Annotated in this window: 15 protein-coding genes; 14 read left to right on the top strand and 1 reads right to left on the bottom strand. The window is 54.7% G+C overall.

Annotated elements, in window-relative coordinates; translation table 11 throughout:
• The first annotated feature begins 220 nt into the window (after window positions 1–220).
• From aroC to THINI_RS17295, 5 genes are read left to right on the top strand one after another with little or no spacing between them, the layout of a single operon-like run.
• Window positions 221–1318, top strand: coding sequence for a chorismate synthase (gene aroC / locus THINI_RS17275; protein ID WP_040839537.1), 1098 nt, complete (start codon window positions 221–223; stop codon window positions 1316–1318).
• Window positions 1315–2508, top strand: a complete 1194-nt coding sequence (locus tag THINI_RS17280) for an MFS transporter (protein ID WP_002709834.1) — start codon at window positions 1315–1317, stop codon at window positions 2506–2508. The genes aroC and THINI_RS17280 overlap by 4 nt, the downstream gene beginning before the upstream one ends.
• Window positions 2492–3277 (top strand): biotin--[acetyl-CoA-carboxylase] ligase, encoded by a 786-nt coding sequence (locus THINI_RS17285; protein WP_002709835.1) that lies wholly within the window; start codon window positions 2492–2494, stop codon window positions 3275–3277. Before THINI_RS17280 ends, THINI_RS17285 begins: the two co-directional genes overlap by 17 nt.
• Window positions 3277–4035, top strand: coding sequence for a type III pantothenate kinase (locus THINI_RS17290; protein WP_002709836.1), 759 nt, complete (start codon window positions 3277–3279; stop codon window positions 4033–4035). Before THINI_RS17285 ends, THINI_RS17290 begins: the two co-directional genes overlap by 1 nt.
• Entirely contained in the window at window positions 4020–4664 is a 645-nt protein-coding gene (locus tag THINI_RS17295) for a hypothetical protein (RefSeq protein ID WP_002709837.1), read from the top strand. The genes THINI_RS17290 and THINI_RS17295 overlap by 16 nt, the downstream gene beginning before the upstream one ends.
• A gap of 1 nt (window position 4665) precedes the next feature.
• Here THINI_RS17295 and THINI_RS17300 read toward each other — a convergent pair whose 3' ends face one another.
• On the bottom strand, window positions 4666–5301 hold the full coding sequence (locus tag THINI_RS17300) for a hypothetical protein (protein WP_002709838.1): 636 nt from the start codon (window positions 5299–5301) through the stop codon (window positions 4666–4668).
• Window positions 5302–5533: 232 nt separating this feature from the next.
• On the opposite strand from THINI_RS17300, the gene THINI_RS17305 reads away from it, so the two are divergent.
• From THINI_RS17305 to THINI_RS17340, 9 genes are all read left to right on the top strand, one after another.
• Window positions 5534–5968: a hypothetical protein gene (locus tag THINI_RS17305; RefSeq protein ID WP_002709839.1), complete on the top strand. Its 435-nt coding sequence runs from the start codon at window positions 5534–5536 to the stop codon at window positions 5966–5968.
• 1 nt (window position 5969) lies between these two features.
• Window positions 5970–7412 carry a toll/interleukin-1 receptor domain-containing protein gene (locus THINI_RS17310; protein ID WP_040839538.1) on the top strand — a complete coding sequence of 481 codons (1443 nt, stop codon included), beginning with the start codon at window positions 5970–5972 and terminating at the stop codon, window positions 7410–7412.
• 3 nt (window positions 7413–7415) lie between these two features.
• The gene (locus tag THINI_RS17315; protein WP_002709841.1) at window positions 7416–8411 is read left to right on the top strand and encodes an AAA family ATPase; all 996 of its coding nucleotides are present in this window, start codon (window positions 7416–7418) and stop codon (window positions 8409–8411) included.
• A gap of 905 nt (window positions 8412–9316) precedes the next feature.
• Window positions 9317–11248 carry a formylglycine-generating enzyme family protein gene (locus THINI_RS26065; protein WP_211206989.1) on the top strand — a complete coding sequence of 644 codons (1932 nt, stop codon included), beginning with the start codon at window positions 9317–9319 and terminating at the stop codon, window positions 11246–11248.
• Complete coding sequence (locus THINI_RS25355; RefSeq protein WP_002709843.1) at window positions 11245–11409, top strand: hypothetical protein; 165 nt, start codon at window positions 11245–11247, stop codon at window positions 11407–11409. Before THINI_RS26065 ends, THINI_RS25355 begins: the two co-directional genes overlap by 4 nt.
• 79 nt (window positions 11410–11488) lie before the next feature.
• Window positions 11489–11743: a UPF0175 family protein gene (locus THINI_RS17325; protein WP_002709844.1), complete on the top strand. Its 255-nt coding sequence runs from the start codon at window positions 11489–11491 to the stop codon at window positions 11741–11743.
• Window positions 11743–12216 (top strand): PIN domain-containing protein, encoded by a 474-nt coding sequence (locus tag THINI_RS17330; protein WP_002709845.1) that lies wholly within the window; start codon window positions 11743–11745, stop codon window positions 12214–12216. The genes THINI_RS17325 and THINI_RS17330 overlap by 1 nt, the downstream gene beginning before the upstream one ends.
• Window positions 12217–12480: 264 nt before the next feature.
• Window positions 12481–13407, top strand: a complete 927-nt coding sequence (locus THINI_RS17335; protein ID WP_002709846.1) for a formylglycine-generating enzyme family protein — start codon at window positions 12481–12483, stop codon at window positions 13405–13407.
• Between the two features lie 91 nt (window positions 13408–13498).
• Window positions 13499–14317 carry a DUF3025 domain-containing protein gene (locus tag THINI_RS17340; RefSeq protein WP_002709847.1) on the top strand — a complete coding sequence of 273 codons (819 nt, stop codon included), beginning with the start codon at window positions 13499–13501 and terminating at the stop codon, window positions 14315–14317.

Raw genomic sequence — 14317 nt, forward strand, 5'->3', positions numbered from 1 at the left:
GGGCAGCTTCCTCTCCTAGCGATTAGTTATGTATGCGGTGGTATTGCGCAAAAAAAAGGAGGGAGACAAGCTCCCTCGTTCGGGCTTTTGCGTCGAATTGGATGAATTATTTTTATTAATGACGTGGTGAAGTTTATGACAACAAAGCTGAATGGGGGATAAATGATCAGCAATAAAACAGGCTGCCAGGGTTTTTTATTTGCTGCTACAATCGTTGCCTATGTCAGGAAATAGCTTTGGAAAACTGTTTACCGTGACCTCCTTCGGCGAGAGTCACGGCCCCGCAATCGGTTGCATCGTGGATGGCTGCCCGCCCGGACTCGCCCTCACGGAAGCCGATATTCAAATCGACCTTGACCGGCGCAAACCAGGGCAAAGCCGTCACACGACCCAACGGCGCGAGCCTGACGAGGTGCAAATCCTCTCCGGCGTGTTTGAAGGCAGGACAACCGGAACGCCGATTGCCTTGCTGATCCAGAATACTGACCAGCGCTCCAAGGATTACAGCGACATCATGGATCGCTTCCGCCCCGGCCACGCGGATTACACGTATTACAAGAAATACGGTTTCCGCGATTACCGGGGTGGCGGGCGTTCTTCAGCGCGGGAAACCGCCATGCGGGTAGCGGCGGGTTCCATTGCCAAAAAGTGGTTGCTGGAACGTTACGGCGTCGTGATCCGCGGGTATCTCTCGCAGCTTGGCCCGATTGAAGCGGAAGCGCTGGATTGGGATGAAATCGCCAACAACCCGTTTTTCTGCCCCGACGCGAGCAAGGTGCAGGCGATGGAAACCTACATGGATGACTTGCGCAAGGAAGGCAACTCCGTCGGCGCAAAGATCACCACGGTCGCCTCCAATGTGCCACCGGGCTGGGGTGAGCCTATTTTCGATCGGCTGGATGCGGACATTGCCCATGCGATGATGTCGGTCAATGCGGCCAAAGGCGTGGAAATCGGTGCGGGTTTCGCCTGTGTGGCGCAAAAAGGTACGGAGCACCGCGATGAAATCACTATGGAGGGCTTCCTCGGCAACCAGGCGGGCGGTATCTTGGGCGGCATTTCGTCGGGGCAGGAAATCATCGTGCATACCGCTTTCAAGCCGACCTCCAGTATGCGCATTCCAGGCCGCACGGTGAATCTGGATGGCGAGCCGGTGGAAGTCATTACCAAAGGTCGCCATGACCCCTGCGTGGGCATCCGCGCCACGCCGATTTGCGAGGCGATGCTGGCTATCACGCTGATGGATCACGCCCTGCGTCATCGCGCGCAAAATGCGGATGTAGTGACTGAATTGCCGGATATTCCTGCTTCGCCTTGAATGTTCCAGTCTCCAGCTTAGACCCTCAGACAAAGCCGCCTTACGGGCGGCTTTCGGTTTTCTATTTCGCTTACTTCGCCGCGTTGGGTGTGTTCGTGCCTTACTGGACGGTATACCTGAAAAAAGCCGCCGGTTTTTCGCCCGCTCAAATCGGTGAGTTGATGGCGGTTTTCATGGCCACCAAGGTAGTTGCACCATTCCTCTGGGGCTGGTTGGCAGACCATTCCGGAAAGCGTTTGCGCATTATCCGTCTGGCCAGTCTGCTGGCGGTAGCTTGTTTTGCCGGGGCGTACTGGCGGCAGGATTACGGGTGGATGGCTTTGGTGATGGCCGGTTTCGGCTTTTTCTGGAATGCGTCGTTACCGCAGTTTGAGGCGTTGACCCTCAATCATCTGGGGGCGCAGGTCGGGCGTTACAGCTCGATACGGTTGTGGGGTTCCGTTGGTTTTATTGTGATGGTGGCAGGTTTGCCGACGCTATTGGCAAGCCACGGGATCGGGCTGGTAGTGGATGCCATGCTGCTGCTATTCCTGGGCATCTGGTTGTCAACCTGGCTGGTGCGGGACAAGCCACACGCTACCCATGCCGTCAGGAGCAGCCGTTTGCGTGAAGTGTTGCGGCAACCGGCGGTGTGGATATTGTTGCTGGCGTGTGCGCTCCAGCAGGCCAGCCATGGTGTTTACTACACCTTTTTCAGCATCTATCTGGAAGATCACGGCTATTCGCGCAGCTTCACCGGCTGGATGTGGGCGTTAGGGGTGATTGCCGAAGTGGTGCTGTTCCTGTTCATGCACCGTTTGATCCATCGCTTCGGCGCGGCGCGGCTGTTTATGTTGGCTATGTTCTTGACCGGTTTGCGCTGGGTGGTGCTGGGAACCTGGGTTGATGACATGCCGGTGCTGATGATTTCGCAAGGGCTTCATGCGGCCACTTACGGGTTGTTCCATGCTTCTGCTATCCACCTGATTCACCACCAGTTTCCGGGAAAATTGCAGGGCAGGGGGCAAGCGCTCTATTCCGGCCTCAGTTATGGTGCGGGTGGGGCAATGGGGAGTTTGTTGAGCGGCTATGCGTGGGAATACCTTGGCTCTGCCCAAACCTTTTATGCGGCTACCCTGGTGGTCGGGGTCGGCTGGCTGTTGGCTATGGTCTACGTGCGCGAGGAGGAAGCCGATGCCGTCAGCTCATGAGCCGTTGCAGGAAGCGGTCATCCGTTGTCAACTTGATGCGGGGGTAATGTCTGCACTAGGGGGTATCCATGTCTTCCCACAACTGGATTCCACCAACCGCTGGGCTTTGCAGCAGGGGCAGTGTGGCGATGTGTGCCTGGCCGAGCAACAGACTGCCGGGCGGGGTCGCCGTGGCCGTCAGTGGCAATCGCCGCCGGGCGTCAACCTGTATGTTTCGCTGCGCTGGTGCTTTGGGCAAGTCCCAGAACATTTGCCGTTGCTGAGTCTGGTGACTGGCTTGGCGGTGGCGGAGGCGCTCGAAGATTGCGCGATCCAGGGGCATGGCCTGAAATGGCCGAACGATGTGTACTATGATGGGAAGAAGCTGGGTGGAATCTTGTTGGAGGCGGTGGGCGCACTTGAGCAAATCGTCATCGGCATCGGCCTGAATGTGAACATGCCAGCACAGGCGGGCAGGGGCATAGAACAGCCCTGGGTCAGCCTGCAAATGGCCAGCGGCAAACTTGTAGACCGCAATCATTTGGCGGCTGCCGTGCTGAACCGCCTGTTGCCGCGCTTGCAGGGTTTCCCTGGTCTGGATATGGTGCAATTTCAGCGTGATTGGCAAGCTTGGGACGTACTTGACCAACGTGAAGTGCGTGTGCTGAGTGGCTCTGACCTGTTGGAAGGGCTTGCATCAGGCGTTGATCATCGCGGACAATTGCGCATTAAATTAAAAGATGGGTTAATAAAAAACTTGTCATCAGCGGATGTATCGGTACGTATTTAATGGTTTTGCTGGTAGATGCAGGCAATTCACGCCTAAAGTGGTCGGAACTGGATGCGGCTGGCAATTTGTCTGCCCAGCAGGCTTGCGCCTATGGTGAACGCCCGGCTCTGGCTGCCTTCCTTGATCTATTGGATGCCTATCCCGCGCTGGAGCACATTACTCTGGTGCATGTGCTGACCCATCTGTTCGCCGAAAGCGTGCAGGAAGCTTGCGCGCAACGCAGCGTCAGCCTGCACGTTGTGCACGCCGTCCCCAAAGCCTATGGTGTCAGCAGTGGCTACCAGAACCCTGCCACCCTGGGGGCAGACCGTTTCGTCGGGCTGGTTGCGGGGCATCGGCTGGCGGCAGGGCGGCCCTGTATCGTGATCGACTGCGGCACTGCCATTACGGTGGACGCGCTGGAACATGACGGGCGGCATTTGGGTGGGCTGATCTTGCCTGGGCTGCAACTGGCGGCAGATGCCCTGATCGCCCGCGCACAAGGCCGCCTGAGCCTGTCGTTTGAACACCCAGGTATCTTCGCCGACAACACAGGGAAGGCGATTGGTGGCGGCTGCCTGTTCGGCCTAATCGGAGCCATTGAGGGTATTTGCACACGGATGCAGCACGCGATGTCCGCAGTGCCGGTGCGTATCCTGACGGGGGGGGATTCCACCCACCTGCGCCCGTGGCTGCATGATGAATTCGTGGTGCAGCCGGATTTGCTGATGCATGGCTTGCGCTACATTACGGGGCAGGAAACATGCACCAGTTGCTGATTGGATTGTTGTTCCTGAACCTGTCGTTGCTGACCTGGAATGTCTGGCTGGCTCCCGCTAATGGTGGTTTTACGCCAGTTTTGGTGGAACCTAACATTCCACCACTGGAATTACGCCAAGATGTCGATCACGTGGTCTACAGCAGCACGACGGCAGGCACGGAAAGCAGTTGTTATACCATCGGCCCCTACAACAGCGAGCGGGCGGCGCAACTGGTGGCCGGTAGGGTACGCAACTTTGGCCTTGCGGTGCAGATCCGTAAGATGCAGAGCATGGAAACGCTCAATTTCTTCGTTTACATCCCGCCATTACCTGATTTCGCGCAGGCTGAGAAAACTGCGCAGGACATCGTGAAAAACGACGTACAGGATGTCTACATCATCAACGAAGGGCCGTATCAGAATGCTATCTCCCTGGGCTTTTTCAGCAACTTGAACAAGGCCAAACGGCACGCGGAATACATCCGCTATCTGGGCTATGACGCGCATTACACCGAACAGCAGGAACCGCGCGAAGTGTTTTGGGTGGACTACGATGAGCCGTTTGGCAGCAATGCGCCGGTTCTGGCGTGGAGTACGGCGGCGGATGCGACTTCCGAGGTGCAGCGGATTCCGCGGGCTTGCCAGTAAATCAATTGCCACATTCAGCGGCGATCATTTCCGTTTTGTAAGTCTGGTAAAGCGGGCTGCTGGCTGTATAGGGCCAGGTCGGCCAGTCGGTTCCGCCTGCGTGCACCATGCTGCCGCTCAGGTTGGATTGGGAGGGCAGGTTGTCAAACTTCAGCCAGACGCGGAAATGACCTGCACGGTGGGTGGCCTCCGCTGTTTTGATGACGGCAATCAGCGCCAGTTTGGCGAGGTCTTTGGTTTTTTGCCGCCCCTCCACCGTATTGCCATTGAGGGCGTTGAACGGCCCCATATCCATCGTGAAGGAATAGTCGTAGACGCCGCTGTTGGTGTAGCGGTCGAAATTGTAGGTGTGCGGGATGGTGGTGCTGCCATTCACCAGCAGGTTGATATTGATGTAGGGGCTGGTTCCGCCCAGGTTCTGTTGGAGGGTGCGGGTTTCCGAGAATACGCCTTCCAGCATACTGGCCAGCGGGATGCCGTATTCGGCCTGCATGATCTGCCGGTCAAGGCAGGTGGCTTCGTTCTGGAGGCGCTGGTAGGGGATGTAGAATTCGCCGTATTCGGATACGGTGGCGTGGGTGTTGAGGCTGGCGCTGGCGAGGAGGGCTGCCAGCAGGTATTTGGGGGTGCGGGTCATGGTGTGCCTCCTTATCCAAGGATTTTGCCCTTTTTTAAAGGGTAGCAGATTTTGTCTTTTTTCTTCCATGACTCAAGTCGTTGATCTGGCGGGCAGGCCAAATTTGCTGAAGGTTATGATTATAAGACGGCGCGGGAACTGCGGCGGGGTGCTGGTTGATTGTTGTATATTATCCAGCTTGTGCGGGAACAATTTCGTGTTTACAAGTTATCATGAAGCGGGAGTTCACAAGATGTTGCTGGAACATAATGACAGTGCGGTCATCAAGCACATGGAAATGTATCAGGGAATCATTACACGCATGGCTGGCAACAGCGCTGCCTGCAAGCAGTGGGGGCTGCCTCTGGTTACGGCGTTTTTGGCCTATGTGGTCAAGGAGCAGACTGCCCCGTTGGTCTGGTTGGCGGTATTTGCGGTTTTCATTTTTTATGCCCTGGATGCTTACTACCTGATGCTGGAAAACCGTTTCAGGGAGGCATTCAATGCGAGTGCGAAGAAGATTGCGGATGGCGAGTTTGCCCGTAGTGACCTGTTTGTTTTGAAACCACAAGGCTCAGTAGCAAGATTTTTATTGAAGGCGTTCACTTCACCTGCGACATGGCCGGTCTATATGGGGATGTTGTTGTTGCTGGTGGTGGCTTACAAATTGGCGGGTGGGGAAATTTGAGGTGTCTGCTGCGGTGTTCGGGGCGACGGCGTATATTTCCTACGCACGGGCAGATGAACGACGGGTGCAGGTTGTTAGCCAGCTACATCAGGCATTTGCTAATGAATGGGTTCATCTGAAGGTTGATGCAAACGAAGTGCAGCCGCGTGAGTCTTTTGAGGATTTCATCAATGAAATTGGCAAGGCTGACTGTGTTGTTGTCGTATTCAGCGAGAGCTACCTGCGCTCATTCTATTGCATGTTGGAATTGACCCGAATCCTGCGGCACGGCAACGCAGTCCAGCGGGTTTATCCGGTATTTGCAGAAGACGGTTTCCGCCTGGATGGAGTGCGTCAACACTGGAAAAACTACTGGCAGGACAAGTTTGATCATTGGCATAACCAGTCCAATGATGAGCCTGATGAAGTAGTTGATGCTTTCGGTTCTGTTGATGAGTGCAATGAAATTCTGGCTAACCTCGATAGTGTTTTTGAGCATTTTGCCAGATGTTTGGCAGGACAGGTTCCTGCGTGTAATGCCGAGGTTATTGGCTGGGTTAAGCAGATATATTTCAGGCGTATAGAAGAAAACCCGGTTTTCCAGAGAAGCATCCGGTTTTTACGGAGTTGTCACGATAAAGTCCGCATGACCCTGAACGTTGTGCTTGATGAGCATCTGGATGAAACACAGGGGCAGAGTGGCGAATTGTCCGGGAAACCTGAAAAAATTGTTCCGTTTTTGGTGCAACTGCCTATTCCTGAATTATTGAATATCTTCAACCAGGCACAGGAATTCATTGCAGGGCAGGATGCTGGTTCTTCAGCAAAGCGGTATCTTCAAGAACTCTCTCAGCTATTGCAATATCTGGTGCCACTGTTATTCCAGCCAGAAGCAGTGAAAAATCTGCAACACCGTCGTACAAAGGGTGGAAGTGGCATTGTTGTGATCCCTTGTGCCTCCGAGGTGTCGGCAGAGATTCTCATGGCTGGTGTTGACAGACGTGCGACAGACTTTGGTTGTAACCAGCTTGACTCAGGGCAGATGATGCTTTGTCCTGGGAAATATTGCCTGCCACTCCCGCCGGAGTCGGGTATCGCAGGCGTGTCGGAAACGCTGAAGGATGTCGATACGGATTTGGCTCAACGAATGGGGCTGGATGCCGTCGATGAAGATTTGTTTGAACGGTTCGTCAAACAGGATGGTGTGGAACCAAAGGAACGCTACTTGCTGGTTAAGGACGAGCTTGAGTTTCTACGAGATGATGGTCAACCCGGTTATTACTGGATACTGAATTCTGATGGCGGCGGCGGTTCTCAACGTTGGTCTGCATTAGCTGATGAACTCTCCAAACGTTACCCTGAAATATTGTTACTGAGTCTGGATAGCAAGCAATTACGGGAGGAAAGGAGATTTTTCCGTATGCTGCATAAAGTTGTTCCGCGCCACTTAAGCATTGAAGGCTAGGTTATGAGTAAACAAAGATTTATTTTACAGGACTGCTCGGCCATTGAAATCACCAATGATGTTGGTGATTGTTCGCAGCACTTATTGGGTGCGGAAGAGCGTGACGCCATCAATGCTGCGTTGGCAATCAATCGCCCATTACTGATTTGGGGGGAGCCAGGGATTGGGAAAAGTCAGTTAGCCAGAGCAGCGGCCAAAGAACTGAAGCGGGTGTTTATTCCATTTGTAGCCGATACCCATACTGAATCACGAGATTTGCTGTGGTCACTGGATGCAGTGGCGCGATTGGCTGAGGCGCAGATTCAAAATCCGCAAAATCCTGACAGGGATGCGGTAGCTCTGGAGAAGTTTATTGTTCCGGGCGTATTGTGGTGGGCACTGAACTGGAAAAGCGCGGAAGCATTCATTGCTCGGGAAAACGAAGGGGAATACCGGCATCAACCGCCAAGTTATAACGAAGGGCTTTGTAGCCCGGATAACGGTGTTGTTGTGCTCATTGACGAAATCGACAAGGCAGATAGCAGCGTGCCGAATGGTTTGCTCGAAGCATTGGGCGCAAACCGGTTTCATCCGCAAGGTCTGGATCAGCCAGTGGAAAGTGCCGGGGTGCGCCCTTTGGTAATCATTACGACAAATCGGGAACGTAGTCTGCCGGATGCTTTTGTCAGGCGCTGTCTTTCTTTGCATTTGGCCTTTCCTGAGGGAGAGTCAGCACAGTTTGATTTCCTGCTTGACCGGGCAAAACTTAACTTCCCTGATCTGGATATTGAAACCATTCTTGAGCCTGCCGCAGAAATGCTGGTGGATGATCGGGCTTATGCTGAGGCAAATAATTTGCGGCCTTTACCGGGTCAGGCAGAATATTTTGATTTGCTGCGGGGTGTGCGTGAGTTGAAGCAGCATAACCCTGATGTCGTTATTGCTGATTTGTTAGCAAAATTACAGCGATTCACTTATCAGAAGCACCCTAACTACCCGAGAGAGCCTTATAGCGAATGAGCAAGGGGCAGGCACATATCGGACAAGTAAGCCGCGCTGATCTCTTAAAAGCGCTGGCGACAGGCGAAGCAGGGTCAGTGCAGCGTATTGCCGACCAGCTTGGCCTGAATTATGTGCCGGAGGATGTTACTGCTAAAGATGTTGAAAATGCCGATCCTGCTCCATCGACGGATTCGCCTCAGGTTTTTGTTAGTTATGCGTCTGAGGGTATGCGGCCTACTGCCGGATTCTGGTTGCTGGAAAGCAGGGAGTCTCATGCTCCAGCTGAAGAAAACCCGACTCCGCAGCCAGTATCTGCCCCTATAGAGTGGGAGGGTCGGCCTACACAAGCCCCCCGTTATCATTTGTTGGTGGAGCCTCGCGCGTTTATTCCCCGCTTGCTGCCTTATCTGCAAAATCAGGTTACCGGGTTAAAACCGGATATTGCCAAACTGGTTGCTTGTGTAAGTCAGGCGAAAGCCCTGAATCATGTGCCTCGCTTACCGCTACGGACATTGAATACGGTAGTGCAGGTGATTGATGACCGGCATTCGCATTTGATCCCCTATTGGAAAGATCATTCGGTGCTCCGACGTTTGGTGGGGGCGCTACATAACGCTGAGATTCAACAAGCAGTGTTAATGGACGGGCAGTCTGAACCGCGCGTGTTGGGAAATAACGGCTGGCAGAAATGGCAGCCGCCAGAAAACGGTGGTGTTGTTATCATCTTCAGTGATTTGGGGGCGTTGTCTCAGAGTCCTGAATCCCAGGTGCCAATTTGGCTGACATTGGGGCAGAGACTAAATCGCTCAGGATGTAAAGCGGTTGTTTTCACGCCTTGTAACCCTGCATTGTGTGATGTTCGCCTTAAAACATTATTCTCGCTAGAAGCATTGACCGGTTCAGCTGTTAGCCCGGTTAGAACGGTGAATGCGGCATTACATTCGCAGGCTGGATTGTTGCTGGATGCATTATCCCCTGTTATTCGTCTCGAACCGGGATTGTTACGGCAAATGCGTTTGGCAATGGCGCAACATGGCAAACGTTGGCAGATAGGAGAGGACGTGGAGTCACTGGTTTGGCAACATGGGGATATTCAGGATGCCCATAGTGTTGCTGCAACCTGGAACCGCGATGCCCGCAAGCTACGTCTCCAACGGTTTATGCTACTTTCCCGGCAAGAACGCCTGACAGCATTGGATGTCATTCGGCAGTGGCGGCAACCTCTGCCCAAGCAAATCTGGTTTGAGGAAATTACCAGCCTCGACCTGGAATCACGCGATTTACTGGAAGCTGATGTGCAGGCAGCGGACGCCTATTTCCAGCAGTTGAGTGAGCAGGTGCAAAGCGAAGTGTTCCTGATGCAGGAGGCAGAAACACGGGACTGGCTGCAACGTGTGTCGTGGCGGATGCCGGAAACAGCCTTGGAGAATGCGACGGTAGGTAAGGCATTGCAACGCATCAAGTTCATGGTTGCGCCAGAAGCGTCAGGGATTGACCCACGCAATCTTTCAGCCAGTGATGCCCCTGAAAAAAGGGTGATGCTCTATCAGCAGGGTGAGAGCATCAGTCTGGACTGGCCAGTGCCCTCTTTCCAGAATGTGGCTGTTGGCAGCCCATTAGGAATGATACGGTTACGTCATGAACTGGTGCGGATTGAGGTTGATGGTAAAGCTGTAGGTGAGTTACCGCTTTGGTCAATGAGTTTGGGGTTGCCGGGAGATGCCAGCGGGTTCAAGGCAATCAGTGATCTGGAAACCCTGTATTTCAAACAGGCGCAAAAGCCCGGTTGGGCCGACAGCATAGGCCGTGATACTGAAGGCTTGTATATCGAGCACTCCTGCCTCGGAAAATCCTACCGCTCTTACTGGCAAAATCCTGAAGCAGATGGCGCGAGTGGCTACTGGCAAGGTGTCCCACCCGGCGACATCGGCATGGACGATTACGGCCTCTACGCTGACCTCCCCATCTCCAACATCCCCCAACGTTTCCGCTGGATCGAACCCGGCACGTTCCTGATGGGTTCCCCCGAATCTGAACCGGAACGCTGGGCTGAACGTGAAACTCAACATCAAGTGACCCTAACCCAAGGTTTCTGGCTGGCTGACACCACCGTTACCCAAGCCCAATGGCAAGCGGTGATGGGTAACAATCCCAGTAACTTTAAAGACGCCCCCAACAACCCGGTCGAGCAGATAAGCTGGAACGACGCCCAAGCCTTCATTAAAAAACTGAACCAGCAAACCCCCGGCCTACAGGCAAAACTCCCCACCGAAGCCGAATGGGAATACGCTTGCCGCGCCGGAACCATCACCCCGTTTTCCTTCGGCGACAATATCACCCCTGAACAGGTTAATTACGCAGGCAATTACCCCCACGCAGGCGGTAAAAAAGGTCTATATAGAAAGCAAACCGTCCTGGTCAAATCACTCCCATCCAACCCGTGGGGTCTATACGAAATGCACGGTAACGTGTGGGAATGGTGTCAGGATGTCTGGCAGGAAAAATTACCGGCGGAGCCGGTAACAGACCCGAAGGGTGTCGCCGGAGGCGACAAGGAGGCAGGCGTCGGGCGCGTGCTGCGCGGCGGCTCGTGGGACTCCGTAGGCTGGTACTGCCGATCTGCCTCCCGCAGCTGGTCCTCGCCCGGCTTCCGTCACAACGCCCTTGGCTGTCGGCTTGCCCTAGGTCATTCCGAGTTCAGGCCGGGCGGCGGAGCCGCAGGGAGCGGAGCGACCGTCAACAAGCAGGGAAGAGCGGACGGGGCAGGCACGGGCAGCCGCGTCGCGGAGCAGCGGCAGACCGTGACAGCACCGGGAGCGGGCAAATCAAGGAAGAAACCTAAAAAACGGAAATGAAGCACAAGTTTTTCAAAATCCCGGTAGTCAACCCGGAAAATGCCGAATCCGACCTCAACGCCTTCTGCAACCAGCACAGCGTTTCTAACCTAGACAAACATTTCGTCACCGAAGGCGCGAACAGTTTTTGGGCGGTGTGCGTCACATGGTTTGATTTGTAGGTTGGTAGGAAAACTTGCGTCACCATCCACCCTTGTCGCTATAATCAATCCGATGGCTTTAACAACAGGAGTCCCGCTCATGCAAATCACGCTGGATGTACCCGAACAATTCTGCATGGATGTTTCCCCCGAAGAGCTGGGGCGTCAAATCAAGCTTTACGCAGCCCTGACCATGTACCAGTCCGGTAGCTTGTCAGCGGGAGCCGCTTGTGAATTTGCGGGAGTTGACCGCTTTACGTTCATTGCCGAGTGCAGAAAGCACAACATACCCATGATCAATTACGAGCCGGGGGAACTGGCGGCTGAGGTCGCGGCTTTCAGAAAGGCGTCCTGATGCTGGTTATCGCGGACTCTTCGGCGTTGGTTGCACTGGCCGTGTGTGATGGTCTGCATTGGCTGGATGCTCGTTTTGACGAAATCCGGGTTCCGGTGGCAGTTTTCACCGAATGTACAGTTGTCGGGAAACCAAAGGCTGAAGTGTTACGCCGCTACTTGCAGGATAAAATAGTGCCTGTCGACTTTTGTGAAACCCTCATCACACCTTCCGGGCTGGGTGATGGCGAGCTGGAAGCGATGTCGCTTTACCAACATTTACACGCTGACTACCTGTTGATTGACGACCGCCGCGCCCGTAAGGTTGCCATTTTCAACAAACTCAACACCATTGATAGTATCGGCATGTTGATCTGGGCAAAAGATGAGGGGCATATCCCTGCAATCCACCCCGGTCTCGAAGCCATCCGGCAAGCCGGAATTTTCCTCTCGGATGCGGTATGGCAGGAAGCCTTGTTGCTGGTTGGAGAGTAGTCCGACAGCAATTCCCGGTCAAGAATCATATAATCCATTGATTTTAAAAGAAGATTGCATTCATTTTGCACAATTGCAAACAACTGAATTTCTTTGAAAATCATGATATTAAGCCATGACCGGTAATTGCTGGTAGTCCGAAATGGTCTATTCCTTGAAGGAGTGTACATGATCCAATGGTGGGAAGAGGGCGTATGCAATACGCCTCTACGGAGATTGTCCCTTGTAGGGGCGTATTGCATACGCCCTCTCTACGTGTAATCCATGTTCATGACCTACCGTAACTACCTCTCCCCACCTGTTTTCCCCTACCCTTGGGCGTCCGACTGGGGCGAAGACCGTCACGGCCTGTGGCAAGCCTTCACCTACCGGGACGTGCGCCACGCCTTCCGCTGGATACCACCCGGCGAATTTGACATGGGTTCCCCCGAAATCGAAGAAGGCCGCTATGACTATGAAGATTTGCACCATGTCACTATCCCCAACGGCTTCTGGCTTGCCGAAACCACTGTAACCCAAGCCCTGTGGCAAACCGTCATGGATGACAATCCCAGCAATTTCAAAGATAAAAACCGCCCGGTTGAACGGGTAAGCTGGGATGACGCCCAAACATTCATCGCCAAACTCAACCAGATTCACCCCGACCTCACGGTACGCCTGCCGTGGGAAGCCGAATGGGAATACGCCTGCCGTGCCGGAACCAAAACCCCATTTAACTTCGGTGGCAAGGATGATTTGAATCTGGAAAAAGTGAATTATTCGGGAGTTTTTGACGAACCTGGCTGGGCTGAAACTGCTAAAAAAGAAACCACCGATGTAAAAACTTACCCCTGTAATGGATGGGGTCTGTACGAAATGCACGGCAACGTCTGGGAATGGTGCGAAGACGAATGGAGAAGTCATCTCGGAACGGAAGACATGCTCTTTAGCCCCTCTCCCTCAGGGAGAGGGGTTGGGGTGAGGGAAACCGCCGCAGGCGGTCAAGAGCAAGGGGCGGGCGTCCTGCGTGTCGTGCGCGGTGGCTCGTGGAACTACTACGGCAGGAGCGTCCGTTCTGCCATCCGCAACGGGAACGTGCCTGACTTCCGCAACCTCAACATTGGCTTCCGTCTTGCCCTAGGTCATCCCGAGCTACCAGCAGGCCAGCCGGGCGGCGGAGCCGCAGGGCGCGGAGCGCCCATCAGGAAGTAGCGGACGGCGAGGACACGGGCAGCCGCGTCGCGGAGCAGCGGCAGACCGTGGCAGCGCCGGGAGCAGCCCCAACCAACGGATACCTATCACCATGACCGACACCTGGAACCCAAACTTCGACCACCTGCACCCCTGCTTCCAGCAACTGCGCAACATCCGCTGCTGGTCGGGGCAGGGCGATTGGCCTCCCTGCGAAACCCTGGCCAGCGTGTTGCCACCAGATTTGCGCGCCCAATCCGGCCATCCCATCCGTTTCCTGCCGCAAGACCACACCCTGCCGTTCGCGGAACTCTACTACGAAGAGCGGATTTTCCAGTACGGTATTGTTTCCACCCGCCCCAACTGGCATGACTTTTTCAACGCGCTGATGTGGGCGCTGTACCCGCAAACCAAGGCGATGATTAACGCGCTGCACACTGCCGACATCCAGCGTCACGGCCAGCCACGCACCCCGCAGCGTGATGCACTGACGGTGCTGGATGAAAGTGGCGTCATCATCGCCGCTAGCCGCCGTAACCTGTTGCAGCAGGTGCTGGACTTTGTCTGGCCAGATCTGTTCTGGCAGGAACGCAGCGCTTGGGGGCAGGAAATCGGCTGTTTCATGATCGGCCATGCCACGCTGGAAAAAATGCTGACGCCCTATGTCGGCATGACCGCCCATGCCCTGCTGGTGGAGGTGGATGCAGCGTTTTTCAGCCTGCCATTGGCGCAGCAACAGGTACATCTGGACGGGCTGCTGGCCACCAGCCTGCGGCAGGATGGATTGCCGTCGCCCGCATCCCTGAACCCGTTCCCGCTGTTGGGCGTACCCGGCTGGTGGGATAATGGTTCGGCGGCGTTTTACCAGGACACCGGCTATTTCCGCCCGAAAAACCGCGAACGCGCCGTGCGGATTATTACCCAGGTTTGA

The sequence above is a fragment of the Thiothrix nivea DSM 5205 genome (assembly GCF_000260135.1).
In the GTDB taxonomy this organism is placed as follows: Bacteria; Pseudomonadota; Gammaproteobacteria; order Thiotrichales; family Thiotrichaceae; genus Thiothrix; species Thiothrix nivea.

What these genes read in the sequence shown, in the direction of transcription:
- THINI_RS17300 (WP_002709838.1), bottom strand. Translation starts at nt 5,301, where the DNA reads ATGACCCGCACCCCCAAATACCTGCTGGCAGCCCTCCTCGCCAGCGCC.
- THINI_RS17305 (WP_002709839.1), top strand. Translation starts at nt 5,534, where the DNA reads ATGTTGCTGGAACATAATGACAGTGCGGTCATCAAGCACATGGAAATG.
- THINI_RS17330 (WP_002709845.1), top strand. Translation starts at nt 11,743, where the DNA reads ATGCTGGTTATCGCGGACTCTTCGGCGTTGGTTGCACTGGCCGTGTGT.
- THINI_RS17340 (WP_002709847.1), top strand. Translation starts at nt 13,499, where the DNA reads ATGACCGACACCTGGAACCCAAACTTCGACCACCTGCACCCCTGCTTC.
- THINI_RS17325 (WP_002709844.1), top strand. Translation starts at nt 11,489, where the DNA reads ATGCAAATCACGCTGGATGTACCCGAACAATTCTGCATGGATGTTTCC.
- THINI_RS17315 (WP_002709841.1), top strand. Translation starts at nt 7,416, where the DNA reads ATGAGTAAACAAAGATTTATTTTACAGGACTGCTCGGCCATTGAAATC.
- THINI_RS17295 (WP_002709837.1), top strand. Translation starts at nt 4,020, where the DNA reads ATGCACCAGTTGCTGATTGGATTGTTGTTCCTGAACCTGTCGTTGCTG.
- THINI_RS17285 (WP_002709835.1), top strand. Translation starts at nt 2,492, where the DNA reads ATGCCGTCAGCTCATGAGCCGTTGCAGGAAGCGGTCATCCGTTGTCAA.
- THINI_RS17290 (WP_002709836.1), top strand. Translation starts at nt 3,277, where the DNA reads ATGGTTTTGCTGGTAGATGCAGGCAATTCACGCCTAAAGTGGTCGGAA.
- THINI_RS17335 (WP_002709846.1), top strand. Translation starts at nt 12,481, where the DNA reads ATGTTCATGACCTACCGTAACTACCTCTCCCCACCTGTTTTCCCCTAC.
- aroC (WP_040839537.1), top strand. Translation starts at nt 221, where the DNA reads ATGTCAGGAAATAGCTTTGGAAAACTGTTTACCGTGACCTCCTTCGGC.
- THINI_RS25355 (WP_002709843.1), top strand. Translation starts at nt 11,245, where the DNA reads ATGAAGCACAAGTTTTTCAAAATCCCGGTAGTCAACCCGGAAAATGCC.